A 15,165-nucleotide genomic window follows, 5' to 3' on the forward strand; every position below is an offset into this window, starting at 1 on the left:
GAACTCAGGCAACTGGTATCGCAAATCAAGCAAAACCTGACCCGGAAGGTTAATCCTGATAGACCTGGGGAAGGAAAAGGGATGACCCGTAGGGTCAGGGTCTGCTTGAGGCGGCTGGAGGAGAGGCTTCCTGTGCATAACGGGCTTGCCCAGAGTGAGCAGGAGGCGTATAACTCCGTCTGGCCTGACCTGAAGTTATTGGCCCTGTCCGTACGGTGACCCCGTTTAGCCGGTGTCGGACAAACCGGTAGGCGTCCTAACAGGACGCGGGAGGCGGAGTTATACTCCCACCGGGAGGTCAGCAAAAACCGGTGCAGTACTCCCGTCCGGGTGGAACTCCCGGGCCGAGGTCCCCTGTCGCCCTGCCCCGCGGGGGCAAAGCAAGTATTCGGAAAGGAGGCGAAATCCTGGTCTGGGGGCCAACTTGGCTGGAGATAAAAACAGTCAAGTTTTTTGAACCAGGAGAGAAAATGCGGCCTGAATTGCAACACAAACTGGAACATTTGCCGGAACAGCCTGGAGTCTATCTGATGAAAAATGCCGGGGGGCAGGTTATCTATGTTGGCAAGGCACGGGTTCTGAAAAACCGGGTGCGCTCTTATTTTCAATCCACTGCCAACCAGACGGAAAAGGTCAGGGCCATGGTGGAACAGATTGCTGACCTGGAATATATCATCACCGATACCGAAGTGGATGCCCTGATGCTGGAATGCAACCTGATCAAGAAATATCGCCCCCGTTATAATGTTCTGCTCAAGGATGATAAACACTACCCTTATATAAAGGTTACAGTCCAGGAGCGATATCCCCGGGTGCTTTATGTCCGCAAGGTCGAGCGCGACGGGGCCCGTTACTTTGGCCCCTATGTCCATGCCGGGGCGGTTAAGGAGACTTTGCATTTACTGAAAAAACTCTTTCCCCTGCGTTCCTGTCCCGGTAGCACTTTGACGGAACGCAGCCGCCCCTGTCTGCAATTTCACATTCGCCGCTGTTCAGCTCCCTGCAGCGGGGAGATCAGCCGGGAGCAATACCTGCGGACGGTGGAAGATGTATTGTTGTTTCTGGAAGGGAAATACAGCCACCTGATTAAACAATTGCAACAGGAGATGAACAAGGCGGCGGAAAAATGGGATTTCGAACGGGCTGCCCGTTTGCGGGACCAGATCAAGGCTCTGGAGATCCTGGGCGAAAAACAGAAGATGCTCACCCCTGGCGGCGGGGACCGGGATGTGCTGGCGGTAGCCCGGGGAATCTGGGAAACCTGCGGGGTGATTTTGCTGATCCGCCATGGTACTTTACTGGGGCGGGAGGTGTTTTTCCTGGGAGATACCCAGGGATATAGCCGGGAGGAAATCATGGCGGCCCTGGTCAAGCAATACTATAGCCAGGCCCAGTTTATTCCCGGGGAAGTGATTCTGGCCGAGGGGGTCCCGGAAGAGGAAAGAGAAGTGATTGAACAATGGCTGCAGGCCCGACGGGGGAAAAAGGTGGAACTGCTGGTGCCCCGGCGGGGGGAGAAAAAAGCCCTGACGGAAATGGCCCACAAAAATGCCGTTCAGGAACTGGAACTGAAGGAAGCGGCCATTCTGAAAGAGCGGGAAACCAGAGAACAGGGGTTGAAGGAACTGGCTCAGGCCCTGGGACTGGCAGCTCCACCCCGGCGCATCGAGTGCTATGATATTTCCAACACCCAGGGTAGCGAATCGGTAGGGTCGATGGTGGTTTTCCTCGATGGGAAACCTGCTCCTGAATGTTATCGCCGTTTCAAAATCAAGACAGTAATCGGTCCCGATGATTTTGCTTCCATGGCTGAGGTGCTGCGCCGGCGGCTGGAACGGGCCCGCAAAGGGGATGAAAAATTTGCTCAGCTCCCGGATTTGCTGATTGTCGATGGGGGCAAAGGTCAGCTCGCTGCTGCCCGGCGGGTAATGGAGGAGCTGGGATTTGGCCATATCCCTACCTTTGGCCTGGCTAAAGAAGAAGAATGGCTGTTTGCTCCCCACCAGTCTGAGCCCATCATCCTGCCACGGCAGTCCCAGGGGCTCTACCTCCTGCAGCGCATCCGGGATGAAGCCCATCGCTTTGCCCTGACTTACCACCGCAAATTGCGGACTCAGCGCAATTTGCGGAGTGTGCTGGAAGAAGTGCCGGGTATAGGCAGCAAGCGCAAACAGGCTTTATACAAACATTTCGGCTCTCTGGCCAAAATCCGGGCGGCAACGGTGGAGGAGCTGGCAGCTGTCCCTGGTATGAATCAGCAGGTGGCCCAGGCTTTGTGGGAATGGCTGCGGCGCTGGGAGGCCGAGAATTAACAATATAGGCAGGAAATCGCCGGCAAGTGCCGAATTTCTTAAGGATAAAACAGTTGAGCGGGAGGTGAAAAGATGACCGGTTTGTTAATTCGCTGGGGAATCAATGCTCTGTCCTTGATGCTCACCGCCTATTTGATTGAAGGGATTGAAGTGCGTGGTTTCGGTGCGGCTTTGATCGCAGTGCTGGTGCTGGGCATAGTCAATGCAGTGATCAGGCCGCTGGTGCTGTTATTGACTCTGCCCCTCAATATCCTGACTCTGGGGATTTTTACCCTGGTGGTCAATGGCATGATGCTCTATCTGGTAGGTTCAGTGGTGAAAGGATTTGATGTAGCCGGTTTCATTCCGGCTTTGCTGGGAGCGATTGTGTTATCATTTATCAGTTCCATTGCTAATGCTCTGGTGGAGTAGGAGGAATTATCTTGGTAAAATTAATAGCAATCGATCTGGATGATACCCTCTTGCGAACTGACTGTACTATTTCCCCCCGGGCCCAGGCGGCTATTAAGGCCGCCAGTGCCCGGGGGGTGGCGGTAACTCTGGCCACGGGCCGGATGTACCGTTCCGCCCGGCCCTATGCCCTGGAACTGGGACTGGATCTGCCCTTGATCACCTATCAAGGGGCTTTGATCAAATCCGGGCTGAGCGGGGAAGAGCTCTGGCACCGCCCCCTGCCGCCGGAAATGGCGGCGGAAATCATCACCCTGGCCCGGGAAGAAGGGATTCATGCCAATATCTATCTGGATGACCACCTCTATGTGGAAAAGGCGACAGCAGAGGCAGAAGCATACAGTCAACTGGCCCGGGTTCCCTACACGGTGGAAGAGGATTTGCGGGGCAGGATTCTGGCCAGCGGTCAGGGACCCAGCAAAATTCTGCTCATCGCTGAACCGGAACGGCTGGACCAGCTGGCGGCAGCCTTGCGCCCCCGCTGGCAGGGCAAAGTGCAGCTGGCCAAATCCAAGGATCATTATCTGGAGTTCACCCATCCGGAAGCCAGTAAGGGCCAGGCCCTAATTGCCCTTTGCCGCCATCTGGACCTGGAGTTAAAGGACGCCATGGCTATCGGGGACAGTTTCAATGACCTGGATATGATTGAGCTGGCAGGGATCGGGGTGGCCATGGGCAATGCCAAACCGGAAGTCAAGGCTATCGCCGATTATGTCACTCTGGCCAATGATGATGATGGAGTAGCAGAGGCAATTCACCGTTTTGTCTTGTGAAAAAAGACGGTTTTCGATAGAATGGAATGGAATACTAAAGCAGTGAGGGGGAAGTAAAAATGGCAAAGGTTACAGTCGAAATCACCAATGAAATGGGCTTACATGCCAGGCCGGCAGCCCTGTTTGTCCAGACTGCCAGCCGTTTCAAAAGTCAGATCAAGGTGAGCAAAGACAATCATGAAGTTGATGGCAAGAGCATTCTGGGTTTGATGACCCTGGCGGCCAAGAAGGGAAGCTATTTGACCATTGAAGCCCAGGGTGAGGATGAAGAGGCTGCGGTGGAGACTCTGGCCCAGCTGGTTGCAGGTGGATTTAATGGTTGAACTTAAAGTACGGGATCTGATCAAGGCCCTGGGCCTTGAGGTATTAAGCGGAGAAGAGGAGTTAGGGCGCAAGCTGAAGGTGGCGGACATCAATCGGCCGGGCCTGGTGCTGGCCGGCTTTTTGCAGCATTTTGACCATCAGCGCATTCAGGTACTGGGTACTACCGAGTTTGCCTACCTGGGCACCCTGCCAGCCGAAGAAGCCTGGCAGCGCTGGAATGTTTTGCTGAGTCTGTATTTTCCCTGCCTGATTATTACCAGGGGCATTGAAATCGAGCCAACCTGGCTGGAAGCGGCCCGGGAAAAGAGGATCCCCCTGTTGCGCACTCCGCAACCAACTACCAGTTTTATCAGTCGACTTACCGATTTTCTTGAAGAAAGACTGGCTCCCAGTGCCACCATCCACGGGGTGCTGGTGGATGTCCATGGCGTTGGGGTCCTGATTACCGGGGAAAGTGGCATTGGCAAGAGTGAGACAGCTCTGGAACTGGTGAAAAGGGGCCATCGCCTGGTTGCTGATGATGCGGTAGAAGTGATTAAAATCGGGGAACGCCTCTCGGGACGGGCGCCGGAGGTGGTCAGACATCTGCTGGAGATTCGCGGCCTGGGGATTCTGGATATCCGGACTCTCTTCGGGGCAGGGGCAGTGCGGATCGAGCAGACCATTCATATGGCTATCCGTCTGGAAGAGTGGCAGGAAGGTAAATATTATGACCGCCTGGGCCTGGATGAGGAAAAAGTTAAGCTGCTGGGCAATGAAATCCCCGGGATCACTATTCCCGTTCGTCCTGGACGCAATATTGCCAGCATCATTGAAGTGGCCGCCATGAATTTCCGGCTCAAGCTGCTGGGCCATAATGCGGCCCTGGAATTGACCCGGCGGCTGGCAGCCCTCTCCTTGCATGAGGGGGAATAATATGCGACGTTTTTCTGTGTTTCTGGTGTTTTTCCTGCTGTTAGGGCTGGCAAGCAGCAAGTCGGCAGCTGCTAATGCAGTCCCGCGGCAGGTGCTGTTTCAAATGGAAGATCCCCGGGGGGATGACCGGGGCCCGGGAACCTATGTCTATCCAAAGGGACCGGTATTTGATCCCCGGCATGGGCTCTATGACCTGACCACCTTTCGCGTGGAAGTGGATGATTCCAGTTATTATTTTTATTTTACCTTTGCCGAAAAGCTGTCCAACCCCTGGGGAGCGCCGGAAGGGTTTAGTCATCAGCGGATTGCTCTTTACATAGACAGCCAGCCCAATCAAGGCCGTTCTGAAACCTGGCGGGAAGGGGCCTATGTGGACTTTGACCCCCGCCATGGCTGGGAGTACTTTATCGATGTTACCGGCTGGCATAAAGGGGCGGTTTATTACTGGAACCAGCGCAAGACTGAACCAGGACGGCGCCAGGGCCTGCTGTTCCGGCGGGCAACAGATGGGAAAACGGTAGAGGCTGTCATCCCCAGGGAGGCCCTGGATGAGCATCCCGAGACCTGGTATTATTATGTCCTCATCGGCAGTCAGGATCCCATCGGTCCCGATGGCTGGCGGCCTGTACTGGCCAAAGCTACGGAATGGCAATTTGGTGGGGGTACCGATACCAATCTGGACCCCAATGTTCTGGATGTTCTGGCTCCGGCCGCGGGTGAAAACTCTCAGAGCAGTCAGCTGGGCTCTTACAGTGTGGAAAAACAGCGATTGGCAGTGGTTAAGCCTGTCCACCCGGAACAGCCGGTGAGCATAAAAAAATACACCTGGTTTGATCGCCTGGTACTGGCAGTTAGAGAAAAAGGGAATGCTATTCTGAAAAAATATCCCTGGAACATTTATTTTCCGATTTATGTTGCAGCTATCCTGGCGTTTTTGATACTGTTGCTGCTGATCGGGTTCAATCTGGCCAACTGGCGGCGGAGGCGGAAATAGGATGGATACGGTTCAGCGGCAGTACAGCAATACGGGGGCTTCTGAGAGAAGCTCTTTTTTATTTTCCTCTTGTCAAATCGTTTTGAAAGGGGTATAATGAAAACAAAGCTTGGGCAAACGATTGCACATGCAAACGTTTGCTTAGGAGGTGGATATGTGGCGCCAACAATAAAAGATGTAGCTAAACTGGCAGGGGTGAATCCATCTACTGTTTCCAGAGTGCTGGCCAATAACCCCAAAATCAGTGAGGAAACCAGGCAGCGGGTTTTGCAGGCCATGAAAGAGCTGGGGTATCATCCCAACCTGGTAGCCCGCAATCTGGTGACACGCAGTACGGAAACTATTGGCCTGGTTATGCCCCGGGCTGCCGAAGAGGTATTCCTCAACCCATTCTTTCCGGAAGTAATCCGTGGCATCAGTTCGGTGGCCAGGCGGGAAGGCTATGACTTGCTGCTGGCTACCGGGGAAACGGAACAGGAGGAAAAGGAAGCGGTTCTGCGCATGGTCAGAGGGCGCAGAGTAGATGGCGTAATCTTGCTGGTATCCCGGGTTGATAACCAGCTGGGGGCGGAATTACAGGCCCGCAAGTTTCCTGCGGCTCTGGTGGGCAAGCCGTTGCATGACTGGGATATGTGCTGGGTTGATAATGATAATATCGAAGCTGCTTATCAGGCCACAGCATATTTGCTGGGATTAGGACACCGGCGGATCGGCTGTATTATCGGGTCGCTGGAGTTTGTAGTCAGCCTGGATCGTCTGGATGGGTATAAAAAGGCTCTGCAGGAGTTCGGGGTCGGTTTTGACCGCAGTCTGGTAGCCCATGGTGAGTATACCCAGGAAGGGGGAGAGCGGGCCATGCTGGAACTGCTGGACCGGCATCCTGATTTGACAGCTGTTGTTGTGGCGGATGACCTGATGGCTTTCGGTGCTATCCAGGCGGTTAGGGAACGGGGGATGAAAGTACCGCGGGATGTTTCAGTAGTGGGGTTTAATAATGTCCCTATGGCCCGGTTTACGGCTCCGCCTTTAACGAGTGTGGAGATTTTTACCTATGAGCTGGGAGTGCGGGTAACGGAACTCTTGATCGAGAAGATACGCAACCCGGCCCGGAAAGCTGGACATGATTTTATCAGGACCGAACTGGTGATTCGCAAATCCTGTGCTCCGGCAAAGGAGGCTAAAAACTGATGGCTCAAGTGATTTTGCGCAATGTTTACAAGCGCTATGGCGAAGTGGAGGTTGTTTCCAACTTTAATCTGGAAATCAAGGATCAGGAGTTTGTAGTTTTTGTGGGACCATCAGGCTGCGGCAAGTCTACTACCCTGCGTATGATCGCTGGACTGGAGGATATATCCGCAGGGGAGCTGTATATTGGCGACCGTCTGGTCAATGAACTGCCCCCTAAAGACCGCGATATTGCCATGGTTTTCCAGAATTATGCTCTGTATCCGCATATGAATGTTTATGATAACATGGCTTTTGGCCTGAAACTGCGCAAACTGCCGAAAGACGAGATTGACAGGCGGGTGCGAGAAGTGGCGAAAATCCTGCAAATCGAGCACTTGCTGGACAGAAAGCCGAAAGCTTTGTCAGGTGGTCAGCGCCAGCGGGTAGCTATGGGACGCGCTATTGTTCGCGAACCGGCTGTTTTCCTGATGGACGAGCCTCTTTCCAACCTGGATGCCAAGTTACGGGTACAGATGCGTGCGGAAATCACCCGTTTGCATCAACGACTGAAAACTACCACTATTTATGTTACCCATGACCAGACAGAAGCCATGACCATGGGTGACCGGATTGTGGTGATGAAAGATGGCGTCATTCAGCAGGTAGACACCCCCATGAACCTCTATCGCCAGCCGCGGAATAAATTTGTGGCTGGATTTATCGGTAGTCCCAGCATGAACTTCCTGAAGGTGGTAGTAAAAGAGGAGGAAGGAAACATCTGGCTGACTGCACCGGGACTGAAATTGAAGGTGCCTGAGGGTAAGCAGAACGGAATCAGAGCCTATCCTGGTAAAGAAGTGATTATGGGCATCAGGCCGGAACATATTCATGATGAACCGGTAGCACTGGAAACCTACCCTGACAGTCAGCTGCAGGCACCTGTTGAAGTGGTGGAGCTGTTAGGGGCGGAAATATACCTGCATCTTAAGGTAGGCGAACAGGAGGTGACAGCCCGGGTGGCGGCACGCCAGCCTTACCGCATGGGGGATAAGGTAACTCTGGCGGTAGACATGAACCACCTGCACTTGTTTGATCCTGACACTGAACTGGCCATTTTATGAATGATTTGAAGGAGGACAGGGATATGAAGGGAATTGTGAAAAGCCTTAGCTTAGGACTGGCTACTGTATTGCTGGCATCCAGTTTTGTCACTGGCTGTGCCAAAAACGAAGAGCCCAGGACCGGGAATAAGCCGGGTGGAGAAAAAGTTACCATCAGTTTCTGGCATACTTTTAACCAGGAAGAAACCCAGACTATTAATGAAATCGTGAAGGAATTCGAGGCCCAAAACCCGGATATCAAGGTGGACATGCAAGCTGTTCCCTTTGCGGATGCGCAGAACAAATTTAAAGTGGCGGCCCAGGCAGGGAATGCTCCCGATGTTTTCCGGGCTGAAATAGCCTGGACACCTGAATTTGCCGCTCTCGGCTATCTTGCTCCTATTGATGATTTAATCAAGCCTGAAGATAAGGCAGATTACCTGGAAGCGCCTTTCAACTACAATGTATATAATGGCAAAATATGGGGTGTACCCCAGGTAACCGATGCCCTGGCGCTGCTCTACAATAAACGCATGTTGAAGGAAGCCGGGGTTGAACCGCCGAAAACAATGGACGAGCTGGTTAAAGTGGCTCAAAAACTGACCGACAAGCAGAAAGGGCGTTATGGCTTTTTCTACCGCGGAGATGCTTACTGGTATCAGCCCTTCATGTGGGCCTTTGGTGGTGGGCTGATCGATTCTAAGGACAAAACCATTCTGGTCAATACTCCCGGGGCAGTTAAAGGCTTGCAGTTTATGATTGATTTACGGGATAAATACGGGGTAGTTCCCAAAGAAATCGATTTTGCCAACGACTATGACAATATGCAGGTGGGCTTTAAAACCGGTAAATATGCTATGATTTTAAATGGTCCCTGGGCAACTTCCGATCTCCTCAGCGGTCCTGAATTCAAGGATCCTGATAACCTGGGCATTGCGCCCATCCCTGTCGGTCCAGAAGGTAAAACCGGTTCTCCTGTCGGTGGACATAACTATGTGATTTCTGCTAATACCAAAAACCGGGAAGCAGCGTATAAATTTATCGAATTTATCAACTCCAGGGAAGCTCAGGCTAAATTCGCTGTTAAAAATAATCTGTTGCCTACCAGGAAATCCGCTTATGAATTGCCGGAAGTCAAGAACAACCGGATTGTTTCTGATTTTAAAGCAGTGATTGAAAAAGCTACCAACCGGCCGGTAATTCCTGAAGGCGGTCAAATCTATACTGACTTTACTCCCAATTATCAGGCCGCATTGAAAGGACAAAAGACTCCACAACAGGCCCTGGATGATGTAGCAGCCGCCTGGAAGAAATTGCTGAACAAGTAGAGGCCAACTGCTGTTGGCCTCTCCCCTTCCCTGGCGAGAAGGAGGTTAAGTCAATGAATAAAAAGCTGAGCCAGAGCTGGCTGGCCTATCTGTTTCTGACCCCGGCTCTACTGGCCATGGCTGTACTGGTCTTTTATCCCTTGATTCTGGGTATATCCTATAGTTTCACTGATATGAATCAGTATAACATGGGCAACCAGTTTGTCGCCCCTTCATGGAAATGGGTGGGGCTGGCCAATTATCGCAAACTTCTGGGCAATTTGAACTCCGAGTTCTGGGATGTAGCTCTTAACACTCTTATCTGGACCTTTACCAATGTTTTTTTCCATTTTGTCATAGGTCTTTTTCTGGCTTTGCTGCTCAATCGCAAGCTCAAGGGCAGAGCTATTTACCGCATGTTAATGCTTATTCCCTGGGCGGTGCCCTCTTTTGTATCCGCCTTTTCCTGGAAATGGATGTTTAATGCCGAGTACGGTATAATAAACCTGATGCTGGGTAAATTGGGAATTGAACCGATCGCCTGGCTTTCCAACAAGTGGACAGCCATGTTTGCGGTAATTATCACCAATATCTGGCTGGGCGTCCCCTTTATGATGGTAACTCTGCTGGGGGGCTTACAGTCCATACCCAGAGAACTATATGAAGCGGCAGAGGTGGATGGCGCTTCCAAATGGCAGCAATTCCTGAATATCACTTTACCCCTGTTGAAACCGGTAGCATTTACTGCTACGCTGCTGGGGGTCATCTGGACCTTCAATATGTTTAATGTTATTTATTTAATAACCGGTGGCGGCCCCTACAAACAGACGGAGATTTTAGTTACCTATGCTTATCGGGAAGCATTTATGAACTGGAATTTCGGGATTTCGGCAACTTATGGTGTGATAATCCTGAGCTTTTTGCTGGCTTTCAGCTTTTTCTACAATCGCCTGCTCAAGAATGCGGGAGAGAAGGTGTATTACTGATGAAGAAAAAAACAGCAAAACGCTGGGTTGATTTGCTGGTACACATAATTCTGGCTCTGGCCTCTATAATTTCTGTCTTTCCGGTGGTATGGGTGCTTTCTACCTCCTTCAAACCGGAAAGCGAAGTTTTCAGCAATGTTATTCGCTTTATACCCGAACATCCCACTCTGGACAATTACCGGTACATTTTAACTTTCAAAAATCATATCTTTTTGACCTGGCTGGTCAACTCGGCGCTGATCGCTTTTCTTACCACCCTGGTCGGAGTGTTTCTGGCTGCAACTGCCGCCTATGCCTTCAGCCGCTTTGAATTTCTGGGTAAACAAACCGGGCTTTTTTCCTTCCTGGTTGCGCAAATGTTTCCCGGTTCCCTGTTGATTGTGCCATTATATAATATTATTAAATCCTATGGGCTCTTAAATAGCTATACCGGTCTGGTGCTGGCTTATTCTACCGTCAGCCTGCCCTTTTGTGTCTGGATGTTAAAAGGATTTTTTGATACAATTCCGGTGGAGCTGGAAGAAGCGGCTCGGGTAGACGGTCTGACTCCTTTTGGTACTTTCTGGCGGATTGTACTGCCCTTATCTCTGCCGGGCCTGGCAGTAACAGCCTTTTATTCCTTTGTAACAGCCTGGAATGAGTTTATGTATGCCCTGACTTTCATGAACAGGGAAGAACTCTACACTTTACCTGTTGGTTTAAGGACTTTTGTCAATGAATTCAATACTGACTGGCATTATATGTCGGCAGGAGCTATTCTGATTACGGTGCCAGTAGTGATCTTCTTTTTCTGGGCCCAAAAATACCTTATTTCCGGTCTGACTGCCGGTGGAACCAAAGGTTAAGGGAAGGAGTCGCAGTAATGGAAAGGAAACCCTATTTGATGAGTGCTGTAATCGGGAATTCCCGTTTGCTTGCTTCTCTGGGCAAGCGGGCGGAACTGGAGCGCCTGTTCTGGCCCCGTATCGATACACCCCAGAATATTGGCCGCAACTGGCTGGGGCTGGCTATCGATGGCCAGCCCCGGACTAGCTGGTTCCATGAAGACCAGTGGCAGAGCCACCAGTATTATCTGCCGGACAGTGCAGTCCTGGTCACCGTCTTGCAGGGGAGCGAGAATAGCATCAAGGCCGAAATTACCGATTTTGCTGTCCCGGGCCGGGATTTGCTGGTGCGCCATCTTCAGGTCACTAATACCGGTGCAGCAGATCAGCGCTTGCGCTTGCTGCTGTTTTCTCAGCTGCAAATCGGGGAATATGGGCGTTACCATACCACCATTTTCCGCCCGCAAGCGGAAGCGCTCTGGCAGTTCAAGCAAAATTACCATTTTCTCTGGGCAGCAGACCGGCCAGCTCAGCAATTCCAGTGCGGTGGCGCTATGATGAATGCCGACAATGGCCAGCTCTCCCCGGTTATGCATGCCATGGCGGCCGATGGGGCGATGGCCTGGGATCTGGGGCTTTTGGCCCCCGGGCATAGTAATGCCATAACGATTTTCCTTTCCCTGGGGCCTTCCTATGAGCTGGCTTTAGCTCAGCTGGAAAAGGCACGGGAAGAAGGCTATGCAGCTTTGCTGGCTGCTACCCGCAGCTACTGGAAAGGATATTTGGCCCAGGCTAAACCGGTGCAGACAGGGGATGAGCGTCTGGATGCCCTCTATCGCCGTTCCCTGATAGTTTTTTCCCTGATGACTGATGCGGAACATGGTAGCATGATCGCTGCTCCTGAATTTGATGAGGATTTTACCCGCTGTGGCGGTTATGCCTATTGCTGGGGCCGGGATGCTGCCTTTATCACTTATGCCATCGACCGGGCCGGTTATAAGGAAGCTGCCGCCCGTTTTTACCGCTGGGCAGCAAAGGCCCAGAATGCAGATGGTTCCTGGGAGCAGCGCTATTACCTGGATGGAGCGATTGCACCAAACTGGGGTCTTCAGATCGATGAAACCGGCTCGGTACTTTGGGGCATGTGGCAGCATTATGCTCTTTACCGGGAACGGGCCTTTCTGGCAGAAATGTGGCCCTCATTCAAGAAAGGGGCGGAGTTCCTGATAAACTTCAGGGATGCAGAAACCGGTCTGCCGCAACCCAGTTTTGATCTCTGGGAAGAACGCTGTGGGGAACACACCTATTCGGCGGTAGCAGTCTGGGCTGGTTTAATGGCCGCTGCTGATGCTGCAACTACTCTGGGCTATCAGGAGGAAGCGGAACGCTGGAGACAGGCAGCAGAGGAACTGGGCCAGCGGATTCAGGAAAAGCTCTGGCATCCCGGCTATAACCGCTTTTTGCGGGGAGTCAAGCTCTGTGTCAACCGGGAAGAGTATCAATGGCGCACTGGCCAGGGAGAAAAGGGAGTTATCCTGCCAGGAGAGCGGGGACAGATGATTTACTGCCTGCAGGAAGATGCGGTGGTGGATGTCTCTTTACTGGGGTTGACAGTTCCCTTTGCCTTCCTGCCACCGGATGATCCCCGCGTGGAAGCCACGGCGCAAGCAGTGGAGCAATTCCTGACCTCACCCCGGGTGGGAGGAATCAAGCGTTACGAGAATGACCATTATATCGGGGGGAATCCCTGGATTCTCTGCACCCTCTGGCTGGCCCAGTATCATGGGGCCCGGGGCAATTACCAGCGGGCCAAAGAGCTGTTGTACTGGGCTGTTGACCACCAGACTGCTACCGGCTTGTTGCCGGAACAGGTGGATCGGGAAACTGGTCAGCCAGCCTGGGTAGTACCCCTGACCTGGTCCCATGCCATGCTGGTCTTAACGGTGCTGGATCTGCTGGAAAAAGGTCAGTTTTAGGGATATAATAAAGTCAGGCTGGGCTAAACTAAGCTCAGCCTACTTTTTACAGGTGGTGATATAATGCTCCATTTTCCCAAAAGCCAGCTGGCTGATTTAGACCAGGCTCTAAATAAGGAATGGCTGGTGACCAATGGTCTGGGCGGTTTTGCAGCTTCCACTATTACAGGCTGCAATACCAGGCGCTATCATGGATTATTAATCGCTTCCCTTAATCCCCCCACCCAGCGCCTGCTGCTGTTGAGCAAGCTGGAGGAAAAGGTGATCTGGCGGGGTAAGGAGTATCTGCTTGGGGTCAATGAGACGACGGGAGGTTTTTATCCCCAGGGGCAAAACTATTTGTTGCAGTTCAGCCGGGAACCATTGCCCCGTTTCCTCTATGCCATTGAGGACCTGTTGCTGGAGAAAATCGTCTTTATGATCCATGGTCAGAATACCACTGTTGTTCGCTATCGGGTCTGGAATGGGAGCGGGGAAAAGGTAGAAATACGGATAACCCCCTTAGTCAATTGCCGGGACTATCATGGGAATGTGCGGCGCTGTCCCTGGCCCTGGCAGCGGGAAGATGGGCCGGAACAGGTCAGGTTACAGGCCTGGCCGGAGGCTCCTGCCCTTTATCTGCGCGGACAAAACTGTCGCTGGCAAGCCGGTCCGGGCTACTGGTTCGAGAATATGTTCTACCGCATAGAGCAGGAACGGGGGCTGGAATCTGTTGAAGACCACTACATGCCAGGGGAGTTTATAGCTCAGCTGGACGGAGATGGAGAATTGGCCATTCTGGCTTCAGTCGAACCGATAGCTGAAATGCCTTCCGCCCGCCTGTTACAGGTTCGGGAAGAAAAGCGGCTTGCCGCCCTCCTGGAACAGGCAGGCTATCAGCATCCAATGCTTAATGCCCTTGTGCTGGCGGCAGACCAGTTTATTGTCCGCCGGGCCAGCACCGGCACGGCCACTGTGATTGCCGGCTATCCCTGGTTTACCGACTGGGGCAGGGATACTATGATCGCCCTGCCGGGCTTGACCCTGGTCACCAGGCGCTTTGAAGTAGCCAGGGAATTGTTGCAGACATTTGCCCGCTATTTGGAGGAAGGGCTGATCCCCAATCGTTTTCCTGATGGCGGGGAACGGCCGGATTATAATACGGTGGATGCGTCTCTCTGGTATTTCCAGGCAGTTTTTAAATATCTGGAATATACTGGTGACTATTCTTTTGTTTACAAGGAAATTTACCCCGTTTTACGGGAAATTCTGGCTTGGCATCAACGAGGAACCAGGTATAATATTAAAATGGATGAGGACGGCTTGTTGACTGCCGGCAGTCGTGGCACCCAGTTAACCTGGATGGATGCCAAAGTCGGGGACTGGGTGGTAACCCCCCGGGAGGGCAAAGCGGTGGAAATCAATGCTCTCTGGTATAATGCCCTCAAGATTGCGGCGGAGCTGGCTCGCAGGCAAGGAGAAAGCGCCAGGGAGCTGGAGGAATTGGCCAGGTTAGCTGCCAGCAGTTTTAATGCGAAATTCTGGTATGCCGAGGGCGGCTATTTGTATGATGTGATTGATCCCGCAGGCAACCCTGATCCAGCCTTGCGGCCCAATCAGATCCTGGCGGTAAGTTTACCCCATCAATTGCTGGATCCTATTCGCCAGAAACTGGTGGTGCGGGCGGTTTGGCGGGCCTTGTATACCCCTTACGGGCTGCGCAGCCTGGCGGCAGATCATCCCCGGTATCAGAGTACATACATCGGTGACCGCTGGAAAAGGGATGGAGCCTATCACCAGGGAACGGCCTGGAGCTGGTTGATTGGCCCTTTTTTGACAGCGCTGCGAAAAGTGCACAACTATGATGCCAGCAGCCGGGAAATAGCTGAAAAATTGCTGGAGCCCTTCCGGGGCCATCTATTCGAAGCAGGTGTTGGTACCATTTCCGAAATTTTTGATGGTGACCATCCCCACACTCCCCGGGGTTGTTTTGCCCAGGCCTGGGGAGTAGCGGAAGTGCTGCGGGCATGGGTGGAAGAGATCATGCAGAGATAGAAA

At 52.5% G+C, this 15,165-nt stretch carries 13 protein-coding genes and 1 pseudogene; all 14 read left to right on the forward strand.

The features are described 5' to 3' along the window. Positions 1-219: pseudogene (locus JDF658_RS05695) on the forward strand (IS200/IS605 family accessory protein TnpB-related protein); the annotation flags it as partial. A gap of 92 nt (positions 220-311) precedes the next feature. Next, entirely contained in the window at positions 312-2,312 is a 2,001-nt protein-coding gene (gene uvrC / locus JDF658_RS05700; RefSeq protein ID WP_307189628.1) for an excinuclease ABC subunit UvrC, read from the forward strand. A 72-nt stretch (positions 2,313-2,384) separates the two neighbouring features. After that, positions 2,385-2,723 (forward strand): phage holin family protein, encoded by a 339-nt coding sequence (locus JDF658_RS05705; RefSeq protein WP_078666015.1) that lies wholly within the window; start codon positions 2,385-2,387, stop codon positions 2,721-2,723. 11 nt (positions 2,724-2,734) lie between these two features. After that, the gene (locus JDF658_RS05710) at positions 2,735-3,535 is read left to right on the forward strand and encodes a Cof-type HAD-IIB family hydrolase (protein WP_307189629.1); all 801 of its coding nucleotides are present in this window, start codon (positions 2,735-2,737) and stop codon (positions 3,533-3,535) included. Between the two features lie 59 nt (positions 3,536-3,594). Continuing rightward, on the forward strand, positions 3,595-3,858 hold the full coding sequence (locus JDF658_RS05715; protein ID WP_078666013.1) for an HPr family phosphocarrier protein: 264 nt from the start codon (positions 3,595-3,597) through the stop codon (positions 3,856-3,858). Further along, positions 3,851-4,774: an HPr(Ser) kinase/phosphatase gene (hprK, locus tag JDF658_RS05720; protein WP_078666012.1), complete on the forward strand. Its 924-nt coding sequence runs from the start codon at positions 3,851-3,853 to the stop codon at positions 4,772-4,774. Before JDF658_RS05715 ends, hprK begins: the two co-directional genes overlap by 8 nt. 1 nt (position 4,775) lies before the next feature. Then, on the forward strand, positions 4,776-5,768 hold the full coding sequence (locus tag JDF658_RS05725; RefSeq protein ID WP_159446573.1) for a glucodextranase DOMON-like domain-containing protein: 993 nt from the start codon (positions 4,776-4,778) through the stop codon (positions 5,766-5,768). A gap of 156 nt (positions 5,769-5,924) precedes the next feature. Then, the gene (locus JDF658_RS05730; RefSeq protein ID WP_078666010.1) at positions 5,925-6,956 is read left to right on the forward strand and encodes a LacI family DNA-binding transcriptional regulator; all 1,032 of its coding nucleotides are present in this window, start codon (positions 5,925-5,927) and stop codon (positions 6,954-6,956) included. Next, positions 6,956-8,056, forward strand: a complete 1,101-nt coding sequence (locus tag JDF658_RS05735; protein ID WP_078666009.1) for an ABC transporter ATP-binding protein — start codon at positions 6,956-6,958, stop codon at positions 8,054-8,056. Before JDF658_RS05730 ends, JDF658_RS05735 begins: the two co-directional genes overlap by 1 nt. A 23-nt stretch (positions 8,057-8,079) precedes the next feature. Then, on the forward strand, positions 8,080-9,363 hold the full coding sequence (locus tag JDF658_RS05740; RefSeq protein WP_159071799.1) for an extracellular solute-binding protein: 1,284 nt from the start codon (positions 8,080-8,082) through the stop codon (positions 9,361-9,363). Between the two features lie 53 nt (positions 9,364-9,416). Beyond that, on the forward strand, positions 9,417-10,328 hold the full coding sequence (locus JDF658_RS05745; RefSeq protein ID WP_079906768.1) for a carbohydrate ABC transporter permease: 912 nt from the start codon (positions 9,417-9,419) through the stop codon (positions 10,326-10,328). Then, the gene (locus tag JDF658_RS05750; protein ID WP_078666006.1) at positions 10,328-11,173 is read left to right on the forward strand and encodes a sugar ABC transporter permease; all 846 of its coding nucleotides are present in this window, start codon (positions 10,328-10,330) and stop codon (positions 11,171-11,173) included. The genes JDF658_RS05745 and JDF658_RS05750 overlap by 1 nt, the downstream gene beginning before the upstream one ends. Positions 11,174-11,190: 17 nt before the next feature. Beyond that, a complete protein-coding gene (locus JDF658_RS05755) occupies positions 11,191-13,128 on the forward strand; it encodes a glycoside hydrolase family 15 protein (protein WP_079906769.1) in 1,938 nt (645 codons plus the stop codon). A 63-nt stretch (positions 13,129-13,191) separates the two neighbouring features. Next, positions 13,192-15,162, forward strand: coding sequence for an amylo-alpha-1,6-glucosidase (locus JDF658_RS05760; protein ID WP_079906770.1), 1,971 nt, complete (start codon positions 13,192-13,194; stop codon positions 15,160-15,162). Positions 15,163-15,165 lie beyond the last annotated feature (3 nt).

The organism is Carboxydocella sp. JDF658, from assembly GCF_002049395.1.
Lineage (GTDB): Bacteria > Bacillota.